The sequence below is a fragment of the Pseudomonas sp. NPDC089996 genome (genome assembly GCF_044748405.1).
Lineage (GTDB): Bacteria > Pseudomonadota > Gammaproteobacteria > Pseudomonadales > Pseudomonadaceae > Aquipseudomonas.
In genome coordinates this window covers 237,344-261,508 of record NZ_JBIVGA010000001.1, presented here as the reverse complement: position 1 = coordinate 261,508, position 24,165 = coordinate 237,344, and the positions used below count along the sequence as shown (strand labels likewise).

At 63.8% G+C, this 24,165-nt stretch carries 19 protein-coding genes and 1 pseudogene; 7 read left to right on the top strand and 13 right to left on the bottom strand.

Going from position 1 to position 24,165, the window contains the following annotated elements; translation table 11 throughout:
• Window positions 1-34 precede the first annotated feature (34 nt).
• From ACIPW4_RS01255 to ACIPW4_RS01245, 3 genes and pseudogenes are all read right to left on the bottom strand, one after another.
• Window positions 35-757 carry a methyl-accepting chemotaxis protein gene (locus ACIPW4_RS01255; RefSeq protein WP_400654602.1) on the bottom strand — a complete coding sequence of 241 codons (723 nt, stop codon included), beginning with the start codon at window positions 755-757 and terminating at the stop codon, window positions 35-37.
• Between the two features lie 132 nt (window positions 758-889).
• Window positions 890-1,933: pseudogene (locus ACIPW4_RS01250) on the bottom strand (Cache 3/Cache 2 fusion domain-containing protein); the annotation flags it as partial.
• Window positions 1,934-2,096: 163 nt separating this feature from the next.
• Window positions 2,097-3,023, bottom strand: a complete 927-nt coding sequence (locus tag ACIPW4_RS01245) for a LysR substrate-binding domain-containing protein (RefSeq protein WP_400654132.1) — start codon at window positions 3,021-3,023, stop codon at window positions 2,097-2,099.
• A gap of 155 nt (window positions 3,024-3,178) precedes the next feature.
• Here ACIPW4_RS01245 and ACIPW4_RS01240 point away from each other — a divergent pair, with 155 nt between their 5' ends.
• The gene (locus ACIPW4_RS01240) at window positions 3,179-4,561 is read left to right on the top strand and encodes a NorM family multidrug efflux MATE transporter (protein WP_400654131.1); all 1,383 of its coding nucleotides are present in this window, start codon (window positions 3,179-3,181) and stop codon (window positions 4,559-4,561) included.
• Window positions 4,562-4,599: 38 nt separating this feature from the next.
• Here ACIPW4_RS01240 and ACIPW4_RS01235 read toward each other — a convergent pair whose 3' ends face one another.
• Entirely contained in the window at window positions 4,600-6,267 is a 1,668-nt protein-coding gene (locus tag ACIPW4_RS01235; RefSeq protein WP_400654130.1) for a putative bifunctional diguanylate cyclase/phosphodiesterase, read from the bottom strand.
• 298 nt (window positions 6,268-6,565) lie between these two features.
• Here ACIPW4_RS01235 and rep point away from each other — a divergent pair, with 298 nt between their 5' ends.
• Both rep and ACIPW4_RS01225 read left to right on the top strand, forming a co-directional pair.
• The gene (gene rep, locus ACIPW4_RS01230; RefSeq protein ID WP_400654128.1) at window positions 6,566-8,575 is read left to right on the top strand and encodes a DNA helicase Rep; all 2,010 of its coding nucleotides are present in this window, start codon (window positions 6,566-6,568) and stop codon (window positions 8,573-8,575) included.
• A 64-nt stretch (window positions 8,576-8,639) separates the two neighbouring features.
• Window positions 8,640-9,212 carry a xanthine phosphoribosyltransferase gene (locus ACIPW4_RS01225; protein WP_400654127.1) on the top strand — a complete coding sequence of 191 codons (573 nt, stop codon included), beginning with the start codon at window positions 8,640-8,642 and terminating at the stop codon, window positions 9,210-9,212.
• A gap of 110 nt (window positions 9,213-9,322) precedes the next feature.
• On the opposite strand, the gene ACIPW4_RS01220 is transcribed toward ACIPW4_RS01225, so the two are convergent.
• The 5 genes from ACIPW4_RS01220 to dadA all read right to left on the bottom strand — a co-directional run bounded on the left by ACIPW4_RS01220 (window position 9,323) and on the right by dadA (window position 15,072).
• Complete coding sequence (locus ACIPW4_RS01220) at window positions 9,323-11,182, bottom strand: acetyl-CoA hydrolase/transferase C-terminal domain-containing protein (RefSeq protein ID WP_400654125.1); 1,860 nt, start codon at window positions 11,180-11,182, stop codon at window positions 9,323-9,325.
• Between the two features lie 149 nt (window positions 11,183-11,331).
• Window positions 11,332-11,754, bottom strand: coding sequence for a c-type cytochrome (locus tag ACIPW4_RS01215; RefSeq protein WP_400654123.1), 423 nt, complete (start codon window positions 11,752-11,754; stop codon window positions 11,332-11,334).
• A 136-nt stretch (window positions 11,755-11,890) separates the two neighbouring features.
• Complete coding sequence (locus ACIPW4_RS01210; protein ID WP_400654121.1) at window positions 11,891-12,439, bottom strand: cupin domain-containing protein; 549 nt, start codon at window positions 12,437-12,439, stop codon at window positions 11,891-11,893.
• Between the two features lie 110 nt (window positions 12,440-12,549).
• Window positions 12,550-13,623 (bottom strand): alanine racemase, encoded by a 1,074-nt coding sequence (alr, locus tag ACIPW4_RS01205; RefSeq protein ID WP_400654120.1) that lies wholly within the window; start codon window positions 13,621-13,623, stop codon window positions 12,550-12,552.
• Between the two features lie 144 nt (window positions 13,624-13,767).
• Entirely contained in the window at window positions 13,768-15,072 is a 1,305-nt protein-coding gene (dadA, locus tag ACIPW4_RS01200; protein ID WP_400654118.1) for a D-amino acid dehydrogenase, read from the bottom strand.
• A 153-nt stretch (window positions 15,073-15,225) separates the two neighbouring features.
• On the opposite strand from dadA, the gene dadR reads away from it, so the two are divergent.
• A complete protein-coding gene (gene dadR / locus ACIPW4_RS01195) occupies window positions 15,226-15,714 on the top strand; it encodes a transcriptional regulator DadR (RefSeq protein ID WP_003258963.1) in 489 nt (162 codons plus the stop codon).
• A 2-nt stretch (window positions 15,715-15,716) separates the two neighbouring features.
• On the opposite strand, the gene ACIPW4_RS01190 is transcribed toward dadR, so the two are convergent.
• The gene (locus tag ACIPW4_RS01190) at window positions 15,717-16,070 is read right to left on the bottom strand and encodes a YkgJ family cysteine cluster protein (RefSeq protein ID WP_400654116.1); all 354 of its coding nucleotides are present in this window, start codon (window positions 16,068-16,070) and stop codon (window positions 15,717-15,719) included.
• Between the two features lie 101 nt (window positions 16,071-16,171).
• Between ACIPW4_RS01190 and ACIPW4_RS01185 the strand changes: the two genes are divergently transcribed.
• Window positions 16,172-17,464 (top strand): NAD(P)/FAD-dependent oxidoreductase, encoded by a 1,293-nt coding sequence (locus ACIPW4_RS01185; protein WP_400654115.1) that lies wholly within the window; start codon window positions 16,172-16,174, stop codon window positions 17,462-17,464.
• A gap of 190 nt (window positions 17,465-17,654) precedes the next feature.
• Here the strand turns inward: ACIPW4_RS01185 and ACIPW4_RS01180 are convergent, their stop codons facing one another.
• Window positions 17,655-17,885 carry a DUF1127 domain-containing protein gene (locus tag ACIPW4_RS01180; RefSeq protein WP_400654114.1) on the bottom strand — a complete coding sequence of 77 codons (231 nt, stop codon included), beginning with the start codon at window positions 17,883-17,885 and terminating at the stop codon, window positions 17,655-17,657.
• Window positions 17,886-18,064: 179 nt separating this feature from the next.
• Between ACIPW4_RS01180 and ACIPW4_RS01175 the strand changes: the two genes are divergently transcribed.
• A complete protein-coding gene (locus ACIPW4_RS01175) occupies window positions 18,065-19,495 on the top strand; it encodes a PLP-dependent aminotransferase family protein (protein ID WP_400654112.1) in 1,431 nt (476 codons plus the stop codon).
• Window positions 19,496-19,555: 60 nt separating this feature from the next.
• Complete coding sequence (locus tag ACIPW4_RS01170; RefSeq protein ID WP_400654110.1) at window positions 19,556-21,109, top strand: phospholipase D family protein; 1,554 nt, start codon at window positions 19,556-19,558, stop codon at window positions 21,107-21,109.
• Window positions 21,110-21,232: 123 nt separating this feature from the next.
• Here ACIPW4_RS01170 and ACIPW4_RS01165 read toward each other — a convergent pair whose 3' ends face one another.
• Together ACIPW4_RS01165 and ACIPW4_RS01160 are read right to left on the bottom strand one after the other, a co-directional pair.
• Window positions 21,233-22,372 (bottom strand): MFS transporter, encoded by a 1,140-nt coding sequence (locus tag ACIPW4_RS01165; protein ID WP_400654109.1) that lies wholly within the window; start codon window positions 22,370-22,372, stop codon window positions 21,233-21,235.
• 142 nt (window positions 22,373-22,514) lie between these two features.
• Window positions 22,515-24,008 (bottom strand): aldehyde dehydrogenase, encoded by a 1,494-nt coding sequence (locus tag ACIPW4_RS01160; protein ID WP_400654107.1) that lies wholly within the window; start codon window positions 24,006-24,008, stop codon window positions 22,515-22,517.
• Window positions 24,009-24,165 lie beyond the last annotated feature (157 nt).

Sequence of the window (24,165 nt, the reverse complement as noted above, 5' to 3'; positions counted from 1 at the left end):
CCGCGAATGGGCCGCAAAGCGGCCCCGCTCTGTCTCAGCGGAAGCGATCGACTTCCTGGCGCAACTGCGCCGCCAGCCCTTCCAGCTCCTTGGCGGTAAAGGCCAGCTCATTGGCCACATCCCGCTGCTCGCTGTTGGCCTGGGCAATGCTCTGCAAGTTGCGGCTGAGCACGGTGGCCGTGCTGCTCTGTTCCTGGGTCGCCGTGCTGATCACGGCAAACTGCTCACCCGCGGTACGGCTCTGCTCATCGATACGCGCCAGCGCTTCGGCAACCTTGTCGTTGCGCGCCAGCCCTTCCTGCATCAGCTGGTTGCCCTGCTCCAGGGTGTTGATGGCGTGCCCGGTCTGTTGCTGGATGCTGGTGATCATCCCGGAAATCTCATCGGTAGCCTGGCGCGTGCGCGCGGCCAGCCCACGTACCTCATCCGCGACCACGGCAAAGCCACGGCCCTGCTCACCGGCACGCGCCGCCTCGATGGCGGCGTTCAGTGCCAGCAGGTTGGTTTGTTCGGCAATCGCGGTGATCACACTGATGATGCCGCCAATCTCCTGCGAACGTGCGCCAAGGCTGTCCATCACGGTAGCGGTACCGCCGAGCGCTTCGGCAATCTGGCGCAGCGAACTCGACGCTTCGTCCATGGCGCTGCGGCCGATGCGAGTCTGCTGGGCGTTGTCGCGGGCCATGCGCTCGGTACCGGCCATATTGTCGGCGATGTTCATCGAGGTAGCACTGAACTCCTCCACTGCTCCGGCCATGCTGGTGATCTCGCCGGACTGCTGGTCCATGCCCTCACAGGCACCGGTAGACAGCCCGGACAATGAACGCGCGCGGCTGCTGACCTGCTCGGAGGCACTGCGGATGTGCTCGACCATGGTCGACAGCGCCTCGCCCATCTGGTTGAAGCTGCGCGCCAGCTGGCCAATCTCGTCATGGCTGGTCACGCTCAGCCGTGCATTCAGGTCGCCGGCACCCAGTGCCTCGGCCTGGCGTACCAGGTCATCCAGCGGGCGCAACTTGCGGCGCAGCAGCCACAAGGTCGCAGCGACTGCCAGCAGCATCGCCAACAGGCTGCCGATGGCCAGGCGCAGGCCGACACTCCAGGTCACCTCACGGATTTCAGCCTTGGGCATGCTGGCGACCACGGTCCACGGGCCCTCGGCAAAGGGTGCGCTGGCACTGAACAGGTCCTGGTCGGCATTGGCCGGTGGCACCAGCCATTGGCCCTGTTGATCGCGAATGGCCAATGAGCCGGTTTCACCGATGCGAAAGCGCTTGAGGTTGGCAAATTGGGCATTCTGCGCGTCGGTGTAGTCGAAGCCGACGAACAACACCGCGATCACCCGGCCGCTGCTGTCGCTGACCGGCACGTAGCGGGTCATGTAATTGCGCTCGAACAGCACGGCGCGGCCCACGTACATCTGCCCGGCCAGCAGCTTGGAGTAGGCCGGGTGCTGGCGGTCGAGCTGGGTGCCGATGGCACGCGTGCCGTCCTGTTTCTTCAGGTTGGTGCTGATGCGCACGAAGTCATCGCCACTGCGCACGAACAAGGTCGCGATACCCGCAGTCATCTGCTGGAATTCGTCGACCACCTGGAAATCATTGTTCAGCAGCCGATCGCCCAGGTACAGGGACGGTGTGGCAAGGCCTGCGACCTGCACGGTCTCGTCGGCGTGCAGCGCCAGCCCAGAGGCGAAGCGGCGTTCGAACAGGCCGCTCAGGCGCTGGGTGTTGTCCTTGAGCGAACCGTGGAAGGTATCGAGCTGGTCGGCCAGCAGTCGCGCCTCGCTGGCCAGGTGGGCCTGGCGGGTGGCGAGGTTGGCGTCGTCCAGCGCACGCAGGGCGAACAGGGTACTGCCGGATATCACCAGCGCCAGCACGACGGCGAGGGCGACACCGAGTTGCGAGGCAATTCGGGCACGCGGTTGAGACATGAAGAAGCTCCTGGCAAGAGGCCGGGATCGTCCTGATCACGCTGACCACCCGCGGGTTATCGACGGGAAAGCACGCCCTCTTCCGGGACGCTGGTGCCAGTAGATCGGCGTCGCCATTAAATACTTGAGTATCGGGCCGGGGTATTCGCAAACGTTTTCTTAATCAAAGTGCTGGCAGGATTTCCACAGCTGGCAGGTCAACTGCTGCCGCCTCCTCCTGCAAAAACACGCTCAACCGCCGCAACCTCTCCCCGCCTGGCCGGGTACGCGGCCACACCAGGTAATAATCCATGCCACTGGGCACCGCCGTCGGCCACGGCAGGCTCAGGCGCCCTTGAGCCACATCCTCGGCAACCATCAACAAATCACCCATCGAGATGCCATATCCCCGCGCGGCCGCGATCATGCCCAGCTCCAAGGTGTCGAACACCTGCCCGCCCTTGAGCGAAACCTTGTCGCTGAGCCCCATTCGCTCCAGCCATTCACGCCAGTCACGCTTGTCGGGCGTCGGGTGCAGCAGTTCGATGCCTGCCAGCCGTCGCTCGTCCCATGGCCCCTCCCCGGTCAGATCTGGTGGGCCAACCGGAATCAATAACTCCGAGAACAGCCGCCGTACCTCCCAGTCTGCCGGGAACACGCCGTCGCTGAGCAGCACCGCGCAATCGAACGGTTCCTGGTTGAAGTCCACGTGGTCGACGTCCATCCAGGCACTGGTCAACTGCACTTCGTTGCCCGGCTGCAAGTGGCGGAAGCGGCTCAGCCGCGCCAGCAGCCAGCGCATGGTCAGGGTCGACGGCGCCTTCATGCGCAGGATGTCATCTTCCCCGCGCAAGGTATCGCAGGCCCGCTCCAGCGCAGCAAAGCCTTCGCGCACACCAGGCAGCAGCACCCGTGCCGCCTCGGTCAGCTGCAGGCTGCGGCCACTGCGCACGAACAGGCGGCAGGCAAAGTGCTCTTCCAGGGTGCGGATATGCCGGCTGACCGCGCTCTGGGTGATCGAAAGCTCCTCTCCGGCGCGGGTGAACGAGCTCAGCCGCGCGGCTGCTTCGAATGCGCGCAGTGCATACAAGGGAGGCAGCTGTCGGGACATGGGCACCTGTTGTCCGGGGGTGGAAAGGAATGCACAGAATCATATATGCATGAGTTCAACTCATGCCAACCATCTCTATTATCCTTTTGTGCAAAGCTGACCGAAGCCTCAGAATCGTCGCCTTGCTCACCGCACCACGCACAAGGACCACACCCATGCATGTCGCGCCCACCACTGAACTCAAGGCTTTGCTGCGCCTGGCCGGGCCGCTGATCGCCTCGCAGTTGGCGCATATGCTGATGGTACTCACCGACACCCTGATGATGGCTCGCATCAGCCCTCAGGCCTTGGCCGGGGGCGGGCTGGGTGCGGCGAGCTATTCGTTCGTGTCGATCTTCTGCCTGGGCGTCATTGCCGCAGTCGGCACTTTGGTGGCGATCCGCAAAGGCGCCAACGACATCGAGGGCGCCACCCGCCTGGCGCAGAATGGCCTGTGGTTGGCCTGGGGCCTGGCATTGGTGGCGGCACTGGTGCTGTGGAACCTGAAACCGGTGCTGTTGCTGTTTGGCCAGCAGCCGGATAACGTCAACTCGGCAGCCGAGTTCCTCACCCTGTTGCCGCTGGCCCTGCCCGGCTACCTGACTTTCATGGCCCTGCGCGGCTTCACCAGTGCACTGGGGCGCTCGACCCCGGTGATGGTCATCAGCCTGATCGGCACGGTGCTCAACTACCTGTTCAACGTCGCCCTGATCGAAGGCATGTTCGGCCTGCCCAAGCTGGGCCTGATGGGAATCGGCCTGGTCACCGCAGTGGTGTCGATGGGCATGGCTATCGCCCTGGCATTGTACATCCGCTGGCACCCGGCCTATGCCGACTACCCGCTGCGCAAGGGGCTGTCGCGCCCTTCGCTGCCTGCCCTGCGTGAACTGTGGCGGTTGGGCCTGCCGATTGGCGGCACCTACATGGTGGAAGTCGGACTGTTCGCCTTCGCTGCACTGTGCATGGGCGTGCTCGGCAGCACGCAACTGGCGGCACATCAGATTGCCCTGCAGATCGTCTCCACCGCGTTCATGGTGCCGACCGGGCTTTCCTATGCGGTAACCATGCGCGTGGGTTTGTACTACGGCGCGGGCAACCTGCTGGCCGCACGCAGCGCCGGGCGGGTGGGCATCGGCTTCGGGGCGACGATCATGTTTGCCTTTGCGGCGTTGTTCCTGTTGCTGCCAGATGCACTGGTGGGGCTGTTCATCGACCGAAACGACCCCGCCTTTGCCGGGATCTATCAGCTGGCCGTGCAATTGCTGATGGTGGCGGCGTGGTTCGAACTGTTCGATGGCATGCAGACCATCGCCATGGGCTCGATCCGTGGCTTGAAAGACGCCAAGACCACTTTCCTGATCGGGCTCTGCTGCTACTGGCTAGTGGGGGCGCCGAGTGCCTGGCTGTTCACCTTCACCCTCGGTGGCGGGGCTGTGGGCGTGTGGTGGGGGCTGGCCTTGGGGCTGGCCTGTGCGGCGGTGGCGCTGACCATTGGCTTCGAGTGGCGGATGAAGCGGTTGCTGGGGAAGGGCGGGGTCGGGGCTGCGGCGTCGGCCTGACATAAAGGCCGCTTCGCGGGTTTACCCGCGAAAAGGCCCTACAGGGCTGCCACCACCTGTCGCTCAGGCACCTGCAGCAGGTATTCCATCAACTCGTCCACCGGCAGCGGCTTGCTGACCAGGAACCCTTGCACCTGGTCACAGCCGAACTCGCGCAGCAATGCCATCTGTTCCGGGCTTTCCACGCCCTCGGCCACCACTTCCAGGTTGAGGTTGTGCGCCAGGTTGATCATGGCATGGACCAGCTTGCGGTTCTCTTCGCGCATCTCCATTTCGGCAACAAAGCTGCGATCGACCTTGAGCAAGGTGATCGGCAGGCTGTTCAGGTGCACGAAGGACGAAAAGCCCGTACCGAAGTCATCCAGCGAGAAGCGCACACCCAGGCGACCCAGGGCATCCATGGTCTGGCGCACCAGCTCGTTGCGGCGCATCACTGCCGTTTCGGTCAGCTCGAACTCCAGCCAGCGGGCATCCACACCGTGCTCGATGATCAGCCGGCTCAGGGTGGCCAGCAACTGGCTGTCCTGAAACTGCCGGAAGCTCAGGTTTACCGCCATATGCAGCGGCGCAAGCCCCTGCTCGCGCAGTGCCTGCATGTCGCGCAGGGCACGGGAAATCACCCAGTAACCCAGCGGCACGATCAGCCCGCTCTGTTCGGCCAGCGGCACGAACTCGCTGGGCGGCAGCAACCCGCGCTCGGCGTGGCGCCAGCGCACCAGGGCTTCGAGGCCGACGATGCGCCCATCGGCAAGGTTCAGCCGCGGCTGGTAGTGCAGCTCCAGTTCATCGCGGCGCAGCGCCCGGCGCAACTCGCTTTCCAGGTCGGCCAGGCTGCGCGCATTGCGGTTGATGCGTTCGTTGAACACATGGAAAGTGCAGCCTTGGCTGCCCTTGGCCTGGCGCATGGCGATGTGCGCATGCCACATCAGCGGGTCGGCCCCGCTCTGGGCGCGGGCATGGGCCAGGCCCAGGCTGCAGCCTAGCAGCAGGCTTTCGCCGTCGATCCAGTAAGGTTCGGCCAGGGCCTCGACGATGCGCTCGGCGATCCATTCGGCGCGGTTGGCGTCGCGGCGCGTGTCGATCAGCAGGGCGAACTCGTCGCTGCCCAGGCGCGCCAGCTGGTCACCGGCCTCCAGCTGCTGCTTGAGGCGCGCTACCACCTGCAGGATCAGCCGGTCCCCGCACTGATGGCCAAGGGCGTCGTTGACATGGCGGAAGTTGTCGAGGTCCAGGTGGCCGAGGGCTACGCCGCGGCCTTCATTCTCTGCCAGGCGCGTGGTCAGCAGGGCCTGGAAGCCCTGACGGTTGGCGATGCCGGTCAGAGGGTCTTGCTCGGCCAGGCGCTGCAACGTGGCCACCAGCACGCCGCGCTCACGCACATGGCGCAGCGAGCGGCGCAGAGCATCGACGTTGAGCTGGTCGCGTACCAGCCAGTCACTGACGCCAGTGGGCGAAGTCTCTGGTTCATGGTCGAGCAACAGAATGGTCGGCAGTTCACAGCGCCCAGGCGCCGGCTGCAATGCCGGCGTGGCCAGCACCACGGCCTGGCGGTCTGCGCTGAAAAGGGTATCGACTGCCGCCCAGTTCGGTGCGGTCAGCAGGACTGCGCTACCGTCCAGCGGTAGCAGACATTCGCGTAACAAGGCGGCCCATTCCGGCTCATCAGCCAACAGCAGCAAACGCAAAGGTTCGACAGGCGTGGACAAGCGGGCTCCTTAAGACTCGAAAGGTATTGCGTGAGTGGCGGACATGCTACTGCATAAATGAAAATGATTTTCACTTTTAGACATATCCTTTGCCTGCAGTGTCTCCGGTCGCATTTTGACGTGCATCCTGCGCGAAAGTCGTCAAACCGGCAATTACGATTTTTTCGGTGAATAGCATTAGTCTCGCTAATGCTTATTCCCGAACAAAAGTCTGACTCAAACGTCAGACGGTCGCGCCACAAGTGGCCCATGCCTGTTAGAATGCGCGGCTATTTTCTGGCGACCCCCGGTTTCTAGCATGTCCCGACTCAATCCCCGGCAACAGGAAGCCCGTGACTACGTCGGCGGCCCTCTATTGGTGCTCGCCGGTGCTGGCTCGGGCAAGACCAGCGTGATCACGCGCAAGATTGCCCACCTCATCCAGAACTGCGGCATCCGTGCCCAGTACATCGTGGCGATGACCTTCACCAACAAGGCCGCCCGCGAGATGAAGGAGCGGGTCGCCACCCTGCTGCGTCCGGGGGAAGGCCGGGGTCTGACGGTGTGCACGTTCCACAACCTGGGCCTGAACATCATCCGCAAGGAGCACGAGCACCTGGGGTACAAGCCGGGCTTCTCGATCTTCGACGAATCCGACATCAAGGCGCTGCTGTCGGACATCATGCAGAAGGAATACTCCGGCGACGACGGCATCGACGAGATCAAGAACATGATCGGTGCCTGGAAGAACGACCTGATCCTGCCCGCCGAAGCCCTGGAAAAGGCGCGCAACCCGCGCGAGCAGACCGCCGCCATCGTCTACACCCACTACCAGCGCACGCTCAAGGCGTTCAACGCGGTGGACTTCGACGACCTGATCCTGCAACCGGTCAAATTGTTCCAGGAGCACCCCGAGGTGCTGGAACGCTGGCAGAACCGCGTGCGCTACCTGCTGGTGGACGAATACCAGGACACCAACGCCAGCCAGTACCTGCTGGTGAAGATGCTGATCGGCATGCGCAACCAGTTCACCGTGGTGGGCGATGACGACCAGTCGATCTACGCCTGGCGTGGCGCGCGCCCAGAGAACCTGATGCTGCTCAAGGAGGACTACCCCTCCCTGAAGATCGTCATGCTCGAACAGAACTACCGCTCCACCAGCCGCATCCTGCGCTGCGCCAACGTGCTGATCGCCAACAACCCGCATGCCTTCGAAAAGCAGCTGTGGAGCGAAATGGGCGTGGGCGACGAGATCCGCGTGATCCGCTGCAAGAACGAGGAAGCCGAGGCCGAACGTGTGGCCATGGAGATCCTCACCCTGCACCTGCGCACCAACCGTCCCTACAGTGACTTCGCCATCCTCTACCGCGGCAACTACCAGGCCAAGCTGATCGAACTGAAGCTGCAGCACCACCAGGTGCCGTATCGCCTGTCGGGCGGCAACAGCTTCTTCGGCCGCCAGGAGGTCAAGGACCTCATGGCCTACCTGCGCCTGCTGGTGAACCCGGACGACGACAACGCCTACCTGCGGGTGATCAACGTGCCACGCCGGGAAATCGGCTCGACCACCCTGGAAAAGCTCGGCAACTACTCCACCGAACGCGGCATCTCGATGTACGCCGCCAGCGAGGAACTCGGCCTGGGCGAGCACCTGGACGCCCGCTACACCGAGCGCCTGCAGCGCTTCAAGCACTGGCTCGACGGGGTGCGCCACAAGGTCGCCCTGGAAGACCCGATTGCCGCGCTGCACGAGATGATCCGCGACATCGACTACGAGAACTGGATCCGCCAGCAGACCGCCAGCGACAAGGCGGCGGAGTTCCGCATCAGCAACGTCTGGTTCCTGGTCGAAGCGCTGAAGAACACCCTCGAGAAGGACGAAGAGGGTGACATGACCATCGAGGACGCCATCGGCAAGCTGGTGCTGCGCGACATGCTCGAGCGCCAGCAGGAAGAGGAAGAAAACGCCGAAGGTGTGCAGATGATGACCTTGCACGCCTCCAAAGGCCTGGAATTCCCTTACGTGTTCATCATGGGCATGGAGGAGGAAATCCTCCCCCACCGCTCCAGCATCGAGGCCGACACCATCGAAGAGGAACGCCGCCTGGCTTACGTGGGCATCACCCGCGCGCGCCAGACCCTGGCCTTCACCTTCGCCGCCAAGCGCAAGCAGTACGGCGAGATCATCGACTGCACGCCTAGCCGGTTCCTCGACGAACTACCGCCCGACGACCTGGCCTGGGAAGGCCTCGACGATGCACCGGTCGAGGTGAAGGCCGCGCGCGGCAACAACGCCCTGGCCGATATCCGGGCGATGCTCAAACGCTGATCAACCCTTATTCTTTAATTCTGCCGCTATTTGCGGCCACCTTTGCTACATCGAGGAAAACATAGTGGAAGCACTGCATCAGAAGATTCGCGAAGAAGGCATCGTGCTTTCCGATCAGGTTCTCAAAGTCGACGCGTTTCTCAACCACCAGATCGACCCGGCGCTGATGCAGCTGATCGGTGACGAGTTCGCCCGCCTGTTCGCCGATGCCGGCGTGACAAAGATCGTCACCATCGAAGCCTCGGGGATTGCCCCGGCGGTGATGACCGGCCTGAAGCTGGGCGTACCGGTGATCTTCGCGCGCAAGCACCAGTCGCTGACCCTTACCGAGAACCTGCTGACCGCCTCGGTGTACTCCTTCACCAAGCAGACCGAGAACACCGTGGCCATCTCGCCGCGCCACCTCAACAGCAGCGACCGCGTGCTGGTGATCGACGACTTCCTGGCCAATGGCAAGGCGTCGCAGGCGCTGATCTCGATCATCAAGCAGGCCGGTGCCACCGTTGCCGGCCTGGGCATCGTCATCGAGAAGTCGTTCCAGGGCGGCCGTGCCGAGCTGGACAGCCAGGGTTACCGCGTCGAATCGCTGGCCCGGGTGAAGTCGCTGAAAGATGGCGTGGTTTCTTTCATCGAGTAATCGCGCCGCCTGATTCGCGGGCACGCCCGCTCCCACAGGTACATCACAGGCCTTGAATACTGTGCAGTCCCAGTGGGAGCGGGCGTGCCCGCGAATGGCCGCGACCCGTTCTATCTGGTCGCCGCCAACCCCGCCAGCAACAACCGCTGATACAGCTCCTCCTTCAGCCCCTGCGGCCGATCCAGCTGCATCCGCACCAGGTGCGCTTCATACCCCTCCGGCCCCGGCGCCTCCAGTGCCGCCTTGCCCAGTTCCAGCACTTCGCTCAGCTTGAGCTTGCTCTTCAACCAGTTCAGCGCCCGCAACAAATCCCGTTCCTCAGCAGTGAAATCCGTGCCTAGCGGATACTCCGGGAACAACCGCCCATGCCGTGCCTTGATCGCCTCCAGCCGCTCTGGCGTGTTGTCGGCAAAGCGCGCATCCAGCTCGAAATCGCTGGCCAGTTTGCCGGCACGCTTGGCCTGCGCCATCAGCTCACCCTGGAACCGCGAATCACTCACCGCCAGCAATCGCGCGACCACTTCGCTGTCGGTCTGCCCACGCAAATCGGCAATGCCGTACTCGGTCACAACGATATCGCGCAGGTGCCGGGGAATGGTGCAGTGGCCGTAGCTCCAGAACAGATTCGACGTCACGTCCCCCCCCGACTCACGCCAGCTGCGCAGCAGCAGGATGGAACGACCACCCTCCAGCGCATGGCCCTGGGCAACGAAGTTGTACTGCCCGCCTACCCCGCTGAGCACGCGTCCGTCCTCCAGTTGGTCGGCCACTCCGGCGCCAAGCAGGGTCATGCCGAACACCGTGTTGACGAAGCGCGCGTCGCGGCGCTGGCGGCGCTTGAGGTCCTCCTGCCCGTACAGTTCGTTGATGAAGCTGATACGGGTCATGGCGAACCGGGCACGCTGCTCCAGCGGCATCTCGCGCAAGCGCTGGTAGAACGCCTGCGGGCCCAGCAAGAACCCGCCATGCACCAGCACGCCCTGCTCGTCCGCCGGGCGCCGCACCACACCGGCCTCAGCCAGCGCCAACAGACCGTTGACGAACATCTCGCTGCAGCCATAGAGGCCCTGAGCGAAGGGCTCAAGCCCCCCTTCCCGCTCGATCAGCGCCTGCCAGGGGCCAACGCCCAGCTCGTCCAGCAAGGCGCGGTAGCCTTCGTTGTCACCCTGACGCGCCAGCAACGCCGCCGCCAGCGCATCACCCATGGCACCAATACCGATCTGCAGGGTGCCACCGTCACGCACCAGCGAGCTTGCGTGCAAACCGATGCAGTGATCCTGGGTGGTAACCGGCATGTTCGGGGTAGAAAACAGCCGGCGCTGCTCCGCTTCGTCGATCAACAGGTCGAACGCATCGATCGGCAGTTCCGCATCGCCCGGCATGTAGGGCAGTTCGGCGTGCACCTGGCCAAGCATGAGGATGGTTTCACCTGCCTCACGCCGTTTGGCGATCATCGGCTGGAGGTCAAGGGTGATGTCGGGGTTGCAGGCCAGGCTCAGGTGGACAGGCTTCTCCGGCGTGGCGGCGACCAGTTGGGCGATCAGGTTCAGGCCCTTGGCGTTGATGTCGCGAGCGGCGTGGCTGTAGTTGCTGCTGATGTAGTCCTGCTGCGCGGTTTCGCTGTGCAGCAGGCTGCCGGGCTGCATGAAGAACTGCTCGACGCGGATGTTCGGCGGCAGGCTGTCGTTGCGCAGGTCGGCGAGGTAGGTGAGCTCTTCGTAGTCGGCGAATACGCGCTCGACAAAGGGCTCGAGGAAACGCCGTTGCAGGCCATCGCCCAAAGGTGGGCGGCCCAGCGAGAGCGCGGTGTAGATCGTCAATCGTCGCTCCGGCAGCTCGCGCACACGGGCATACAGCGCGTTGACGAAGGCGTTGGGTTTGCCCAGGCCAAGCGGCAGGCCCATGTGGATATGGGCTGGCAGGCGTGAGAGTACCTGCTCGACGGCATGGTCGATGGAGCAGAGGTGCATCGGGGCCTCCTGGGTCGTCCGTGGGGTCAGAGGTTGGACATGGGTTTGAGCGGGTTGGTTGCCTGGGCGCGCCCGCGAAGAGGCCGGTGTTGATACCCCAAAAACAAGGCCCGCCATAAATGGCGGGCCTTGTGCAATTCATTTGTGGCTCAAAGCCCGGACATCTTCTTGATGGCGCCTTTCAGGTCATCATCCGAGCAGTCCGCGCAGGTGCCCTTCGGCGGCATGGCATTCACACCGGTAATGGCCTTGGCCAGGATTCCGTCCACGCCCCCTTGTTCATCGGCGCGCTTTTTCCACGCTGCGGTATCGCCAATCTTCGGTGCACCCAGCAACCCGGTGCCGTGGCAGGCGTTGCAATGCTTGGCAATCACGTCATCCGGCGTCTTGGCCCCACCGCCCCCTGCTGCGGCAGCCACTTCCATGCCCTTGCATTCCTGGCCCTGCACACACACCTGGCCCACGGGCTCAAGGCGTTTGGCGAGCTCGTCGTTGGTAGCTGCGGTAGCGCTCATTGCCCAAAGGGCGAGTACGGCTGCTGGTACGGCCAGCATCTTCTTGATTTGGTTCACGCGAACACCCTCATGGTGGCTAATCACGCCCGCGGCCACGGTAATGCGAGCGTTGAAAAGTATAGCGGGAACCCGGAAACCGTGAAACGACCCTACTCAGGAAAGGGGTATTGCCGAAACAATGCACTGCGCTGGATCAAAAGTTCGAAGGTGTGGCCGCGCTGATCAGCCGTGCAGGCGCCTCGAACGGATTGCGGAAACGGTGCGGGCGGGTGCTTTCGAAGTAATAGCTGTCGCCAGCTTCCAGAATGAATATCTCGTTGCCCACCACCAGCTCGAGCTTGCCTTCGAGCAGGATGCCGGTTTCTTCACCGTCGTGGGTGAGCATCTCGGCACCGGTGTCGGCACCCGGCGGATAGACCTCGGTAAGAAAGGCGATGGCCCGGTTGGGGTGCGACTTGCCCACCAGTTTCATGGTCACGGCGCCGTCGGAGATGTCGATCAGCTCGTGGGCCTTGTAGACGATCTGCGCGGGGCTTTCGGCCTCCAGCTCGACCGAAAAGAATTCGACCATCGACATGGGAATGCCACTGAGCACCTTGCGCAGCGAGCTGATCGACGGGCTCACGCTGTTCTTCTCGATCATCGAGATGGTGCTGTTGGTCACGCCCGCGCGCTTGGCGAGTTCCCGCTGGGACAGGCCCTTGAGCTTGCGGATGGCTTGCAGTCGTTCGCCGACGTCCAAAGCGTGCGCCTCCTGAAACGGTGAGATGGCGGGGTGAATGTGAACGATATCATGGCAATGCCGTTCAGTATTTACAACACACCGCTCCTCAAGCTGTCCGCTTCGGCGCCTTATTCGCCGTAATAGTCCAGCGGCACGCGCCTCAGGTTGCAGAAGATCTGGTAGGGAATGGTCCCGGCCTGCGTCGCGACATCACTGGCCAGTACCTGCTTGCCCCACAGCTCGACCGGGCTGCCGACGGTGGCTTCGGGCACGTCGGTGAGGTCGATGCAGAGCATGTCCATCGACACGCGGCCAATCAGCTGGCTGCGCTTGCCAGCGACCACCACCGGGGTACCAGTGGGCGCATGGCGCGGGTAGCCGTCGGCGTAGCCCATGGCGACCACACCAACACGGGTCGGGCGCGGGCTGACGAATTTGGCACCATAGCCTACCGGCTCACCCGTAGGCAGCTCGCGCACGCTGATGACACGCGATTGCAGGGTCATTACCGGCTGCAAGCGCGCAGCCTGGGCTTGGTCGGCTTCGAAGGGGCTGGCGCCGTACAGCATGATGCCGGGGCGTACCCAGTCGCTCGGAGCCTGCGGCCAGGCCAGCACACCCGGCGAGTTGCGCAGGCTGCATTCGGCGGCCAGGCCTTCACGGGCGGCGTTGAATACGGCGATCTGCTGCTCGGTGGCGTCAGCCTCCGGCTCGTCGGCGCGGGCGAAGTGGCTCATCAACACGATGCGCGAAACCTTGCCGCTGGCCAACAGGCGCTGGTAGGCATCGCGGTAGTCCTTGGGGTGCAGGCCGACGCGGTGCATGCCGCTGTCGAGCTTGAGCCAGATAATCAGCGGCTTGTGCACCTGGGTCTGCTCGATGGCTTCGAGCTGCCACAGCGAGTGCACAACGCACCACAGGTCGTGTTCGGCGATCAGCGCCAGCTCGCTGGCTTCGAAAAAGCCTTCGAGCAGCAGCACCGGTGCCTTGATGCCGGCGGCGCGCAGCTCCAGCGCTTCTTCGATGCAGGCGACGGCAAAGCCATCGGCTTCAGGCTCCAGGGCCAGGGCGCAACGCACGGCGCCGTGGCCATAGGCATCGGCCTTGACCACGGCGAGGGCCTTGGCACCGGTCAGTTCACGGGCCAGGCGATAGTTGTGGCGGAGGGCTTGGAGGTCGATCAGGGCGCGGGCGGGACGCATGGCGGCTGCCTTATGGTGTTCAGGTTGAAATCGGTGTTGGGTTCTTCGCGGCTAAAGCCGCCCCCACAGGGGACCGCACATATTCAGGATCATACGGTCCCTGTGGGAGCGGCTTTAGCCGCGAAAGGGCCGGTACAGGCAACCTCACTGCTGGTGGGCAGGCTCAGTGCGCCCGTGCTTGGCGACTTCCGGGCTATTGCCATACCGCGAGATGTCCAGGCCTTCGGCACTGATCTGCGGCTTCTTGCGCGCAATCAGGTCGGCCAGCAGGCGGCCGGAACCGCACGCCATGGTCCAGCCCAGCGTACCGTGGCCGGTGTTGAGGAACAGGTTGCGGAACGCAGTGGCACCCACGATCGGCGTACCGTCCGGGGTCGCCGGGCGCAGGCCGGTCCAGAAACTGGCCTGGCTCAGGTCGCCGCCGCGAGGATAAAGGTCGTTGACGATCATCTCCAGCGTTTCGCGCCGACGCGGATTCAGCGACAGGTCAAAACCGGCAATTTCAGCCATGCCGCCTACGCGGATGCGGTTGTCGAAACGGGTGATCGCGACCTTGTAGGTTTCGTCGAGAATGGTCGAGGTCGGCGCCATGTCGGCATCGGTAATCGGGACCGTCAGCGAGTAGCCTTTCAGCGGATACACCGGTGCCTTGATGCCCAGTGGCTTGAGCATCTGCGGCGAGTAGCTGCCCAGGGCCAGCACGTAACGGTCGGCCGTTTCCAGCTTGCCATCGATCCATACACCGTTGATGCGGTCACCGGCAAAATCCAGACGTTGGATGTCCTGACCGAAGCGGAATTCCACACCCAGGTTCACGGCCATTTCAGCCAACTTGGTGGTGAACAGCTGGCAGTCGCCAGTCTGGTCGTTGGGCAGGCGCAGGGCGCCGGCAAGGATGTCTTTCACCCCGGCCAAGGCCGGCTCGACACGGGCGATGCCATCGCGATCGAGCAGCTCGTAAGGCACACCGGACTGTTCGAGCACGGCGATGTCCTTGGCCGCCGCATCTACCTGGGCCTGGGTGCGGAACAGCTGGGTCGTACCCAGGCTACGGTTTTCGTAGGCAATACCGGTTTCGGCACGCAGTTCGTCGAGGCAGTCACGGCTGTACTCGGACAGGCGCACCATGCGCTCCTTGTTCACCGCGTAGCGGCTGGCGGTGCAGTTGCGCAGCATCTGCGCCATCCACAGGTACTGGTCGACGTCGCCGGTCAGCTTGATGGCCAGGGGCGCGTGGCGCTCCAGCAGCCACTTGATGGCTTTGAGCGGCACCCCTGGGGCGGCCCAGGGCGAAGCATAGCCTGGCGAGATCTGGCCTGCGTTGGCAAAGCTGGTTTCCAGGGCCACTGCCGGTTGGCGGTCGACCACGGTCACCTCGAAGCCTTGCCGGGCCAGATAATAGGCACTGGCGGTACCGATCACACCGCTACCAAGTACCAATACTCGCATCGTTCATCCCTCGCACGCGGCGCACCGCTCTTTTGTTGATATGGCATGGATGCGCGCAGTATAAGAATCTCAGACCAGTGCAATTCACTATATAAAAGCCTATTATTGGCGAGAATTCTCGGCAAAATCGCCTTTCACGGAGGGGCATCCCCTATGAGAACCCAGCACCAGAGCAAGCGTGAACTGGACAAGATCGACCGTAACATCCTGCGCATCCTGCAGAACGACGGGCGTATTTCCTTCACCGAACTGGGCGAGAAAGTTGGGCTTTCCACCACCCCTTGCACCGAGCGCGTACGCCGCCTGGAGCGCGAGGGCATCATCATGGGCTACAACGCCCGGCTCAATCCGCAGCACCTCAAGGGCAGCCTGCTGGTGTTCGTGGAAATCAGCCTGGACTACAAGTCCGGCGACACCTTCGAAGAGTTTCGCCGTGCGGTACTCAAGCTGCCCCATGTGCTGGAGTGCCACCTGGTGTCCGGCGACTTCGACTACCTGGTGAAGGCGCGTATTTCGGAAATGGCTTCGTACCGCAAGCTGCTCGGCGACATCCTGCTGAAGCTGCCACATGTACGCGAGTCGAAGAGCTACATCGTGATGGAAGAGGTGAAGGAGAGCCTCTGCCTGCCGATCCCGGACTGAGGCTAGACCAGTACCTGACGTGTACTGGCGATGAACTGGTGGACCAGCTGCTCGGCTTCGGGCTCGATCATCGGGTCCGGGCCACGGCCACGGGGGCAGGCCATGCGCGGCGTGGTACCGAACAGGCGGCAGATCATCGGCCTTTCTTCATAAACGGTGCAGCCATTGTGGCCCAGGTGCACGCAGTTCAGGTGCTCCAGGGCGGCATCCTGTTCGGCCTGGGTCTTGCGCGGCAGGCGCGCCATCTCTTCGGCCGAGGTGGTGACCGGGCCGCAGCAATCGTGGCAGCCGGGCTCGCATTCGAATGAAGGTATGAGCTCGCGCAGAAAGTGGATCTTGTGACGGTTGCAGGACATGGCCGGGTACAGGATTGAAACGAATCAGGCTTGAATTATAGGGCCAATTGCACACCCACGGCTTATCCTCCCACAACCGAATCCGCAACAGGACCCCACTCATGATCCACAGCGCGCAGCACGCCGCCTCCTACTACGCCGCCAGCAGCGCGCCCCACCCCGACCACTCCTTCCTGCAAGGCGATCACAGCGCCGACGTGTGTATCGTCGGCGGCGGTTACTCGGGCCTGAATACGGCCATCGAACTGGCCGAGCGCGGCTTCTCGGTGATTCTGCTGGAAGCACGCAAACTCGGCTGGGGCGCCAGCGGTCGCAATGGCGGCCAGCTGATTCGCGGTGTCGGCCACGGCCTGCAGCAGTTTCTTCCGGTGATCGGCGAGGAAGGCGTGCGCAGCATGCAGCTGATGGGCCTGGAGGCTGTGGATATCGTCCGCGAGCGGGTCGAGCGCCACGCCATCGCCTGCGACCTGACCTGGGGCTACTGCGACCTGGCCAACAAGCCCGACGAGCTGAAGGGTTTTGCCGAGGATGCCGATGAACTGCGCAGCCTGGGCTACCGCCACGAACTGCGCCTGGTCGGCAAGGACGACCTGCACAGCGTGGTGGGCTCCGATCGCTATGTCGGCGGCCTTGTCGACATGGGCTCGGGCCACCTGCACCCGCTCAACCTGGCCTTGGGTGAAGCGGCGGTGGCCAGTCGTCTGGGCGTGCAGCTGTTCGAGCAGTCCGAGGTCACACGCATCGACTACGGGCCTGAAGTACAGGTACACACCGGCCACGGCCGGGTGCGCGCCAAGACCTTGGTGCTGTGCTGTAACGCCTACCTCAACGGCCTCAACCGCGAGCTGGGCGGCAAGGTGCTGCCAGCCGGTAGTTACATCATTGCCACAGAGCCGCTCGGCGAAGAACGCGCCCATCAGTTGCTGCCACAGAACATGGCCGTGTGCGACCAACGCGTGGCGCTGGACTACTATCGCCTGTCGGCGGATCGCCGCCTGCTGTTCGGTGGTGCCTGCCACTATTCCGGGCGCGACCCGAAGGACATCGCCGCCTACATGCGGCCGAAGATGCTCAAGGTATTTCCACAGCTGGCGGATGTGCGCATCGATTATCAGTGGGGCGGCATGATCGGCATCGGTGCCAACCGCCTGCCGCAGGTCGGCCGCCTGGCCAGCCAGCCTAACGTCTTTTACGCCCAGGCCTACTCTGGCCATGGTCTCAACGCCACACACCTGGCCGCGCGGTTGCTGGGCGAGGCGATCAGTGGCCAGGAAAGCGGGCGCTTCGACCTGTTCGCCAAAGTGCCGCATGTGACCTTCCCCGGCGGCAAGCACCTGCGCTCGCCAATACTGGCCCTGGGGATGCTCTGGCATCGCCTGAAAGAGCTGGTCTGACTGACGACTCCATCCATTGTGGGAGCGGCCTTGCGTCGCGAAAGGGCCGCATAGCGGCCCCGGCGATACTGGCTGAGAAGCTGAAATCCTGGGGCTGCTCCGCAGCCCTTTCGCGACACAAGGCCGCTCCCACAGAGATCGCGCCAGCTCTTGAGAATTGAGCAAGACAGTTGCCCCCACATTGACCGGGTCAGTCCTTCCAGAAGGGTTTGCGCCCCTCGGTACGCGCCTGCTCCCAGCTCAAGCCTACATCCCGCAATTGGTCATCATCGAGCTGCAGCAGGGCCCGGCGGGTGTGCCAGCGATGCAGCATCAGCCCCCAGCGCCCGACCCCTGCCGGTGCGTTGAAAACCTTGGCCTGCTGCCCGGCGTCCAGTTCCTTGGCCAACAGCTGTAACCGTACATCGCTCATGCCACCCATCGCTACGCTCTCCCACTCAGTGTGTAACCGTGGAAAAAGGATGCGCGTCGGCGACCATGGCAATACAGATCCAACGCAGGTTTATTATTCCCATACAGAATTGGTCGTCCTGCAGCTGAATGATGTATTTTCAGCGCATCTGTACTGGTTACTTCCTACAAAAAGAGCAGGAGTATGCCGTGACCCTCTACCTGAACCTCGCCGAACTGCTCGGCGCGCGCATCGAGCAGGGCCTCTATCGCCCCGGCCAGCGCCTGCCATCGGTGCGCTCATTGAGCGTCGAGCACGGTGTCAGCCTGAGCACCGTGCAGCAGGCGTATCGCATGCTCGAAGACAGCGGCATGGTCTCGCCACGGCCCAAGTCCGGTTATTTCGTCAGCGACCATCGCCACCTCCCCGCCCTGCCCGCTGTCAGCCGCCCGGCGCAACGCCCGGTCGATATCTCGCAATGGGAACAGGTACTCGAACTGGTGCGCAGCACCCCGCGCCAGGACGTGATCCAGCTTGGCCGCGGCATGCCCGACATCGACAGCCCGACCCTCAAGCCGCTGCTGCGCAGCCTCGCCCAGCTGAGCCGGCGCCAAGACATGCCGGGCCTGTACTACGACAACATCCATGGCAACCTGGCCCTGCGCGAGCAGATCGCCCGGTTGATGCTCGACTCCGGCTGCCGCCTGGGCCCGGCCGATCTGGTAGTGACCACCGGCTGCCACGAGGCGCTGTCGTGCAGCATCCGAGCGGTCTGCGAGCCTGGCGATATTGTCGCGGTCGACTCGCCGAGCTTCCATGGCGCCATGCAGACCCTCAAGGGCCTGGGCATGAAAGCCCTGGAAATTCCTACCGACCCGATCACCGGAATCAGCCTCGAAGCCCTGGAACTGGCGCTGGAGCAATGGCCGATCAAGCTCATCCAGATCACCCCGAGCTGCAACAACCCGCTCGGCTACATCATGCCGGAGGCACGCAAGAAAGCCCTGCTCAGCCTGGCCCAACGCTACGATGTGGCGATCCTTGAAGACGACGTGTATGGCGACCTGGCCTACACCTACCCGCGTCCGCGCACCCTCAAGTCGTTCGACCACGACGGCCGCGTGCTGCTTTGCAGTTCATTCTCCAAGACCCTCGCTCCCGGCCTGCGCATCGGCTGGGTCGCCCCCGGCCGCTACCTGGAGCGTGTGCTGCACATGAAGTACATCAGCACCGGCAGCACCGCTACCCAGCCGCAGCTGGCCATCGCCGATTTCATCGCTGCCGGGCACTACCAGCCCCATGTGCGGCGCATGCGCAGCCAGTACCAACGCGGCCGTGATCTGATGAGCGACTGGGTGACCCGTTTCTTCCCGCCCGGAACCCGGGTCAGCCGGCCCCAGGGTGGTTTCATGCTATGGGTGGAATTGCCCGAACATTTCGACACGCTGCGCCTGAACCGCGCTTTACTGGAGCAGGGCGTGCAGATCGCCGTGGGCAGCATCTTCTCGGCCTCGGGCAAATTCCGCCATTGCCTGCGCATGAATTTTGCCGCACGGCCAACGCCGCAGATCGAGACGGCCGTGCGCAAGGTCGGTGAAACCGCCCTTCGTCTACTGGATGAAGACCACGCCGAGGCGTAACTTTGCCCCGCCTCCCACGGTCCAACCCCATGGTGCTTTGCTGTACAGGACGATTCACCGTTGAGATTCCAGCCAGCTGTGCCTCTGCTGCTGATGCTGCTGCTCGGCCTTGCCGGCTGTGCCAGCGTCGGCACGCCCCGCGAAACCAGCCAGGCGCTGCCCGCCAGCGAGTCGGCGTTCGGCCGCTCGGTGCTGCGCCAGGCCGCACCCTACGAAGGCCGCTCCGGCTTTCGCCTGCTGCCCAACAGCAACGAGGCCTTCCGTGCCCGCGCCGAGCTGATTCGCAACGCCCAGGCGAGCATCGACCTGCAGTACTACATCGTCCACGATGGCTTGAGCACCCGCGCCCTGGTGCACGAACTGCTGCAGGCAGCCGACCGCGGCGTGCGCGTGCGCATCCTGCTCGACGACACTACCAGCGATGGCCTGGACACCATCATGGGCACCCTCGATGCTCACCCCAACATCCGCATCCGGGTATTCAACCCGTTGCACCTGGGGCGCAGCACTGGCGTGACACGCGCCGTCGGCCGCCTGTTCAACCTGTCGCGCCAGCACCGGCGCATGCACAACAAGTTGTTCCTGGTGGACAACAGCATGGCCATCGTCGGTGGGCGCAACCTGGGGGACGAGTATTTCGATGCCGAGCCCAACCTCAACTTCACCGACATCGACCTGCTCGGCGTCGGCCCGATCGCCGAGCAACTGGGGCACAGCTTCGACCAGTACTGGAACAGCGTACTCAGCCGGCCGATCACCGACTTCCTCTGGAGCACGCCGGATGCCGACGACCTGCACGCAAGCCGGCAGCGCCTGGAAGTGTCCCTGGCCCAGGCGCGGGTGCAGCGCAAGGCCCTGTATGACCGGCTGATGTCCTATCAGTCACAGCCGCGCCTGGATGTATGGCGCAACGAGCTGATCTGGGCCCACGCCCAGGCACTGTGGGATGCACCCAGCAAGGTGCTGGCCGACGACGAACCGGACCCGCACCTGCTGATGAGCCAGCAACTGGCACCCGACCTGGCCAGCGTGCACCGCGAGCTGATCCTGATGTCGGCCTATTTCGTACCGGGCGAGCCGGGCTTGCTCTATCTGACCGGTAGGGCCGACGCCGGGGCTTCGGTGAAATTGTTGACCAACTCGCTGGAAGCCACTGACGTGCCAGCGGTGCATGGTGGTTATGCACCCTATCGCCGCGCGCTGCTCGAGCATGGGGTGCAACTGTTCGAATTGCGGCGGCAGCCAGGTGACCCCAGTGCGGGGCGCCTGAGTTTCCGAGGCAGCTCGGACTCGAGCCTGCACACCAAGGCCATCGTGTTCGACCGGCGCAAGACCTTCATCGGCTCGTTCAACTTCGACCCCCGCTCAGTGTTGTGGAACACCGAGGTCGGCGTGCTGGTGGACAGCCCGGAGCTTGCCGAATACACCCGCGAGCTGGCCGAGCAGGGTATGGCGCCGGCGTTGAGTTATCAGGTCAGGCTGGTGGGTGACAACATGGTCTGGGCGACCGAGGACAATGGCCAGCGGCACATGCTGACCAAAGAGCCAGGTGGCATCTGGCGGCGCTTCAACGCCTGGATCAGCAAGGCCGTCGGCCTGGAGAAGATGTTGTAGCAGCAATTGCCGGGGCTGCTACGCAGCCCTTTCGCGACACAAGGCCGCTCCTACAGGAGATCGCGTTCACTTGTAGGAGCGGCCTTGTGTCGCGAAAGGGCCGCGAAGCGGCCCCACAATCTGTCAGGCAGACGCGGGCTCAAAGGCCCCGGGCCGCCGGGTCAGCACCACCAGGCCAGCGGCCCCCGCCGCCATCAGCCACAGCAGCGCATGGCCGCTGACCCACTGGCTCCCCGCCCCGGCCAGCAACGGCCCAAGCAGGCAACCTATGCCCCATAGCTGGGCCACATGGGCATTGGCCCGCACCAGCGCATCATCGCGGTAGCGCTCGCCGATCAAGATCAGCGACAAGGTGAACAGCCCGCCGGCGCTGGCCCCGAACAGCACCCACAATGGCCAGATTGCTGGCGTATGCAGCAGCAACGGAATCGCCAGGCTGGAAACCATCAAGGTCACCGCACACCCGGTGAACAGCGTCTGGCGTGACATATGGTCGGCCAATGCACCGATCGGCAACTGCAGCACTGCATCGCCTACCACCACGGTGCTGACCATGAACAGCGCAATTTCGGTGCTGAAGCCCTGCTGCAGGCAGTACACCGGCAACAGGGTAAGAATCATCGCCTCGAAGGCGGCAAACAGGGCGACCGCCCAGGCAATCACCGGCAAGCGACGGCAGAAGGCGAACAGGTCACCGAAGGTCACGCTGCAGGCTTCGGTGCTGGGTGCACCACCCCGCCCGAGCAGCAACAACGGCGCCACCAGCAACAGCGTGGTAGCGGCCCAGAAGCCGAAGTCATCGTCGGATCCAAGAAAGCCCAGCACCAACGGCCCGGCCAGCTGGCTCAGGGCGTAACTGCTGCCATACAGCGCTACCAGGCGGCCGCGCCATTGTTCGACCACCAGCTGGTTGATCCAGCTTTCACCGAGGATGAACACCACGGTCAGCGACATGCCGATCAGCAGGCGCAGGGCCAGCCACAGCGGGTAGCTCGGCAGCAAGGCGACCAGGCCGATCGACAGCGCCCCGCCCCACAGGCATAGGCGCATCGCCGAGGGAACGCCGACCCAGCCTGCCAGGCGGCTGGCCAGACTGGCACCGAGCAGCACGCCCAGTGCCGGCATCGCTGCCATTACGCCGATGGCGAACCCACCGTAACCCCAGGCCTCCAAGCGCAGGGACACCAGCGGCATGCTCACACCAAGCGCTAGCCCGACACTGAGCACCGATGCCAGCACGGCAAAGTAGGTTCCCCAACGCATTGCAGCCTCCCAGGCCAAGAATTTTCCATGGCCCATTCGCGGGTAAACCCGCTCCCACAGGTACTGCACCGCATTCGAAGGCAGTGCAATTCCTGTGGGAGCGGGTTTACCCGCGAATGGGCCGCAAAGCGGCCCTCCTGGATTACAGCTTGATCCAGGTCGCCTTCAGCTCGGTGTACTTCTCCAGTGCATGCAGCGACTTGTCACGGCCGTTGCCCGACTGCTTGAAGCCACCGAACGGCGCGGTCATGTCGCCGCCGTCGTACTGGTTGACCCAGACGCTGCCAGCGCGCACGGCACGGGCGGTCTTGTGGGCCTTGGAAATGTCCGAGGTCCAGATACCGGCTGCCAGGCCATACGGGGTGTCGTTGGCGATGGCAATGGCTTCTTCGGCGGTGTCGAAGGCGATCACCGACAGCACTGGGCCGAAGATTTCTTCCTGGGCGATCTTCATGGCGTTGGTCACGCCGTCGAAGATGGTCGGCTCGACGTAGGTACCGCCGGTCTCCTCCAGGGTGCGCTTGCCACCGGCCAGCAGCTTGGCGCCGTCCTTGTGGCCGGCGTCGATGTACGACAGCACGGTGTTCATCTGCTGGGTATCGACCAGGGCGCCGACAGTGGTCTGCGGGTCCAGTGGATTACCTGGCTTCCAGCCTTTGAGGGCCTCGACCACCATGGGCAGGAACTTGTCCTTGATCGAACGCTCGACCAGCAGGCGGGAACCGGCGGTGCAGACCTCGCCCTGGTTGAAGGCAATGGCGCTGGCGGCGGCTTCTGCGGCGGCTTGCAGGTCCGGCGCGTCGGCGAAGACGATGTTCGGGCTCTTGCCGCCGGCTTCCAGCCAGATGCGCTTCATGTTCGACTCGCCCGCATAGACCATCAGTTGCTTGGCGATCTTGGTGGAGCCGGTGAACACCAGGGTGTCGACGTCCATGTGCAGGGCCAGAGCCTTGCCCACGGTGTGGCCGTAGCCAGGCAGCACGTTCAGCACGCCAGCCGGGATGCCGGCTTCGATCGCCAACTGGGCGATGCGGATGGCAGTCAGCGGAGATTTTTCGGACGGCTTGAGCACCAGCGAGTTGCCGGTAGCCAGGGCCGGGGCAATTTTCCAGCAGGCCATCAGCAGGGGGAAGTTCCACGGTACGATGGCACCGACCACACCTACCGGCTCACGGGTTACCAGGCCGAGCTGGTCGTGCGGGGTCGGTGCGACTTCGTCGTAGACCTTGTCGATGGCTTCGGCGGTCCAGTGAATGGCTTGCGCCGCGCCCGGCACGTCGATGCTGGAGGAGTCGCCGATCGGCTTGCCCATGTCCAGGGTTTCCAGCAGCGCCAGCTCTTCGACGTTCTTGCGCAGCAGGTCGGCGAAGCGGATCAGCTTGGCCTTGCGCTTGGCCGGGGCCAGTTGCGACCAGACGCCGGAATCGAAGGTGGCGCGGGCGTTTTCCACGGCGCGGTTGGCATCGGCAAGGTCGCAGCTGGCAACCTTGGCCAGGAAGCGTCCGTCGACCGGGCTCAGGCAGTCGAATGTTTCACCGGATGCGGCGTCGGTGTATTCGCCGTTGATGAAGGCGCGGCCTTCGATCTTCAGTTGCTGGGCACGTTGTTCCCAGTCCGCACGGGTCAGGGTGGTCATACGAAACTCCTCCTCTTGTTTAGGTGCAACGCCGCACTGAGGACTCACTGGCGTTGTCAGAATTCTGGCCGGGCGACGAGCGCACACGGGCAAGCGATACCCTAAACCAGGCGGGGTAAAGTATCAATATATTTGACACGAACGGCCCAAACACCTA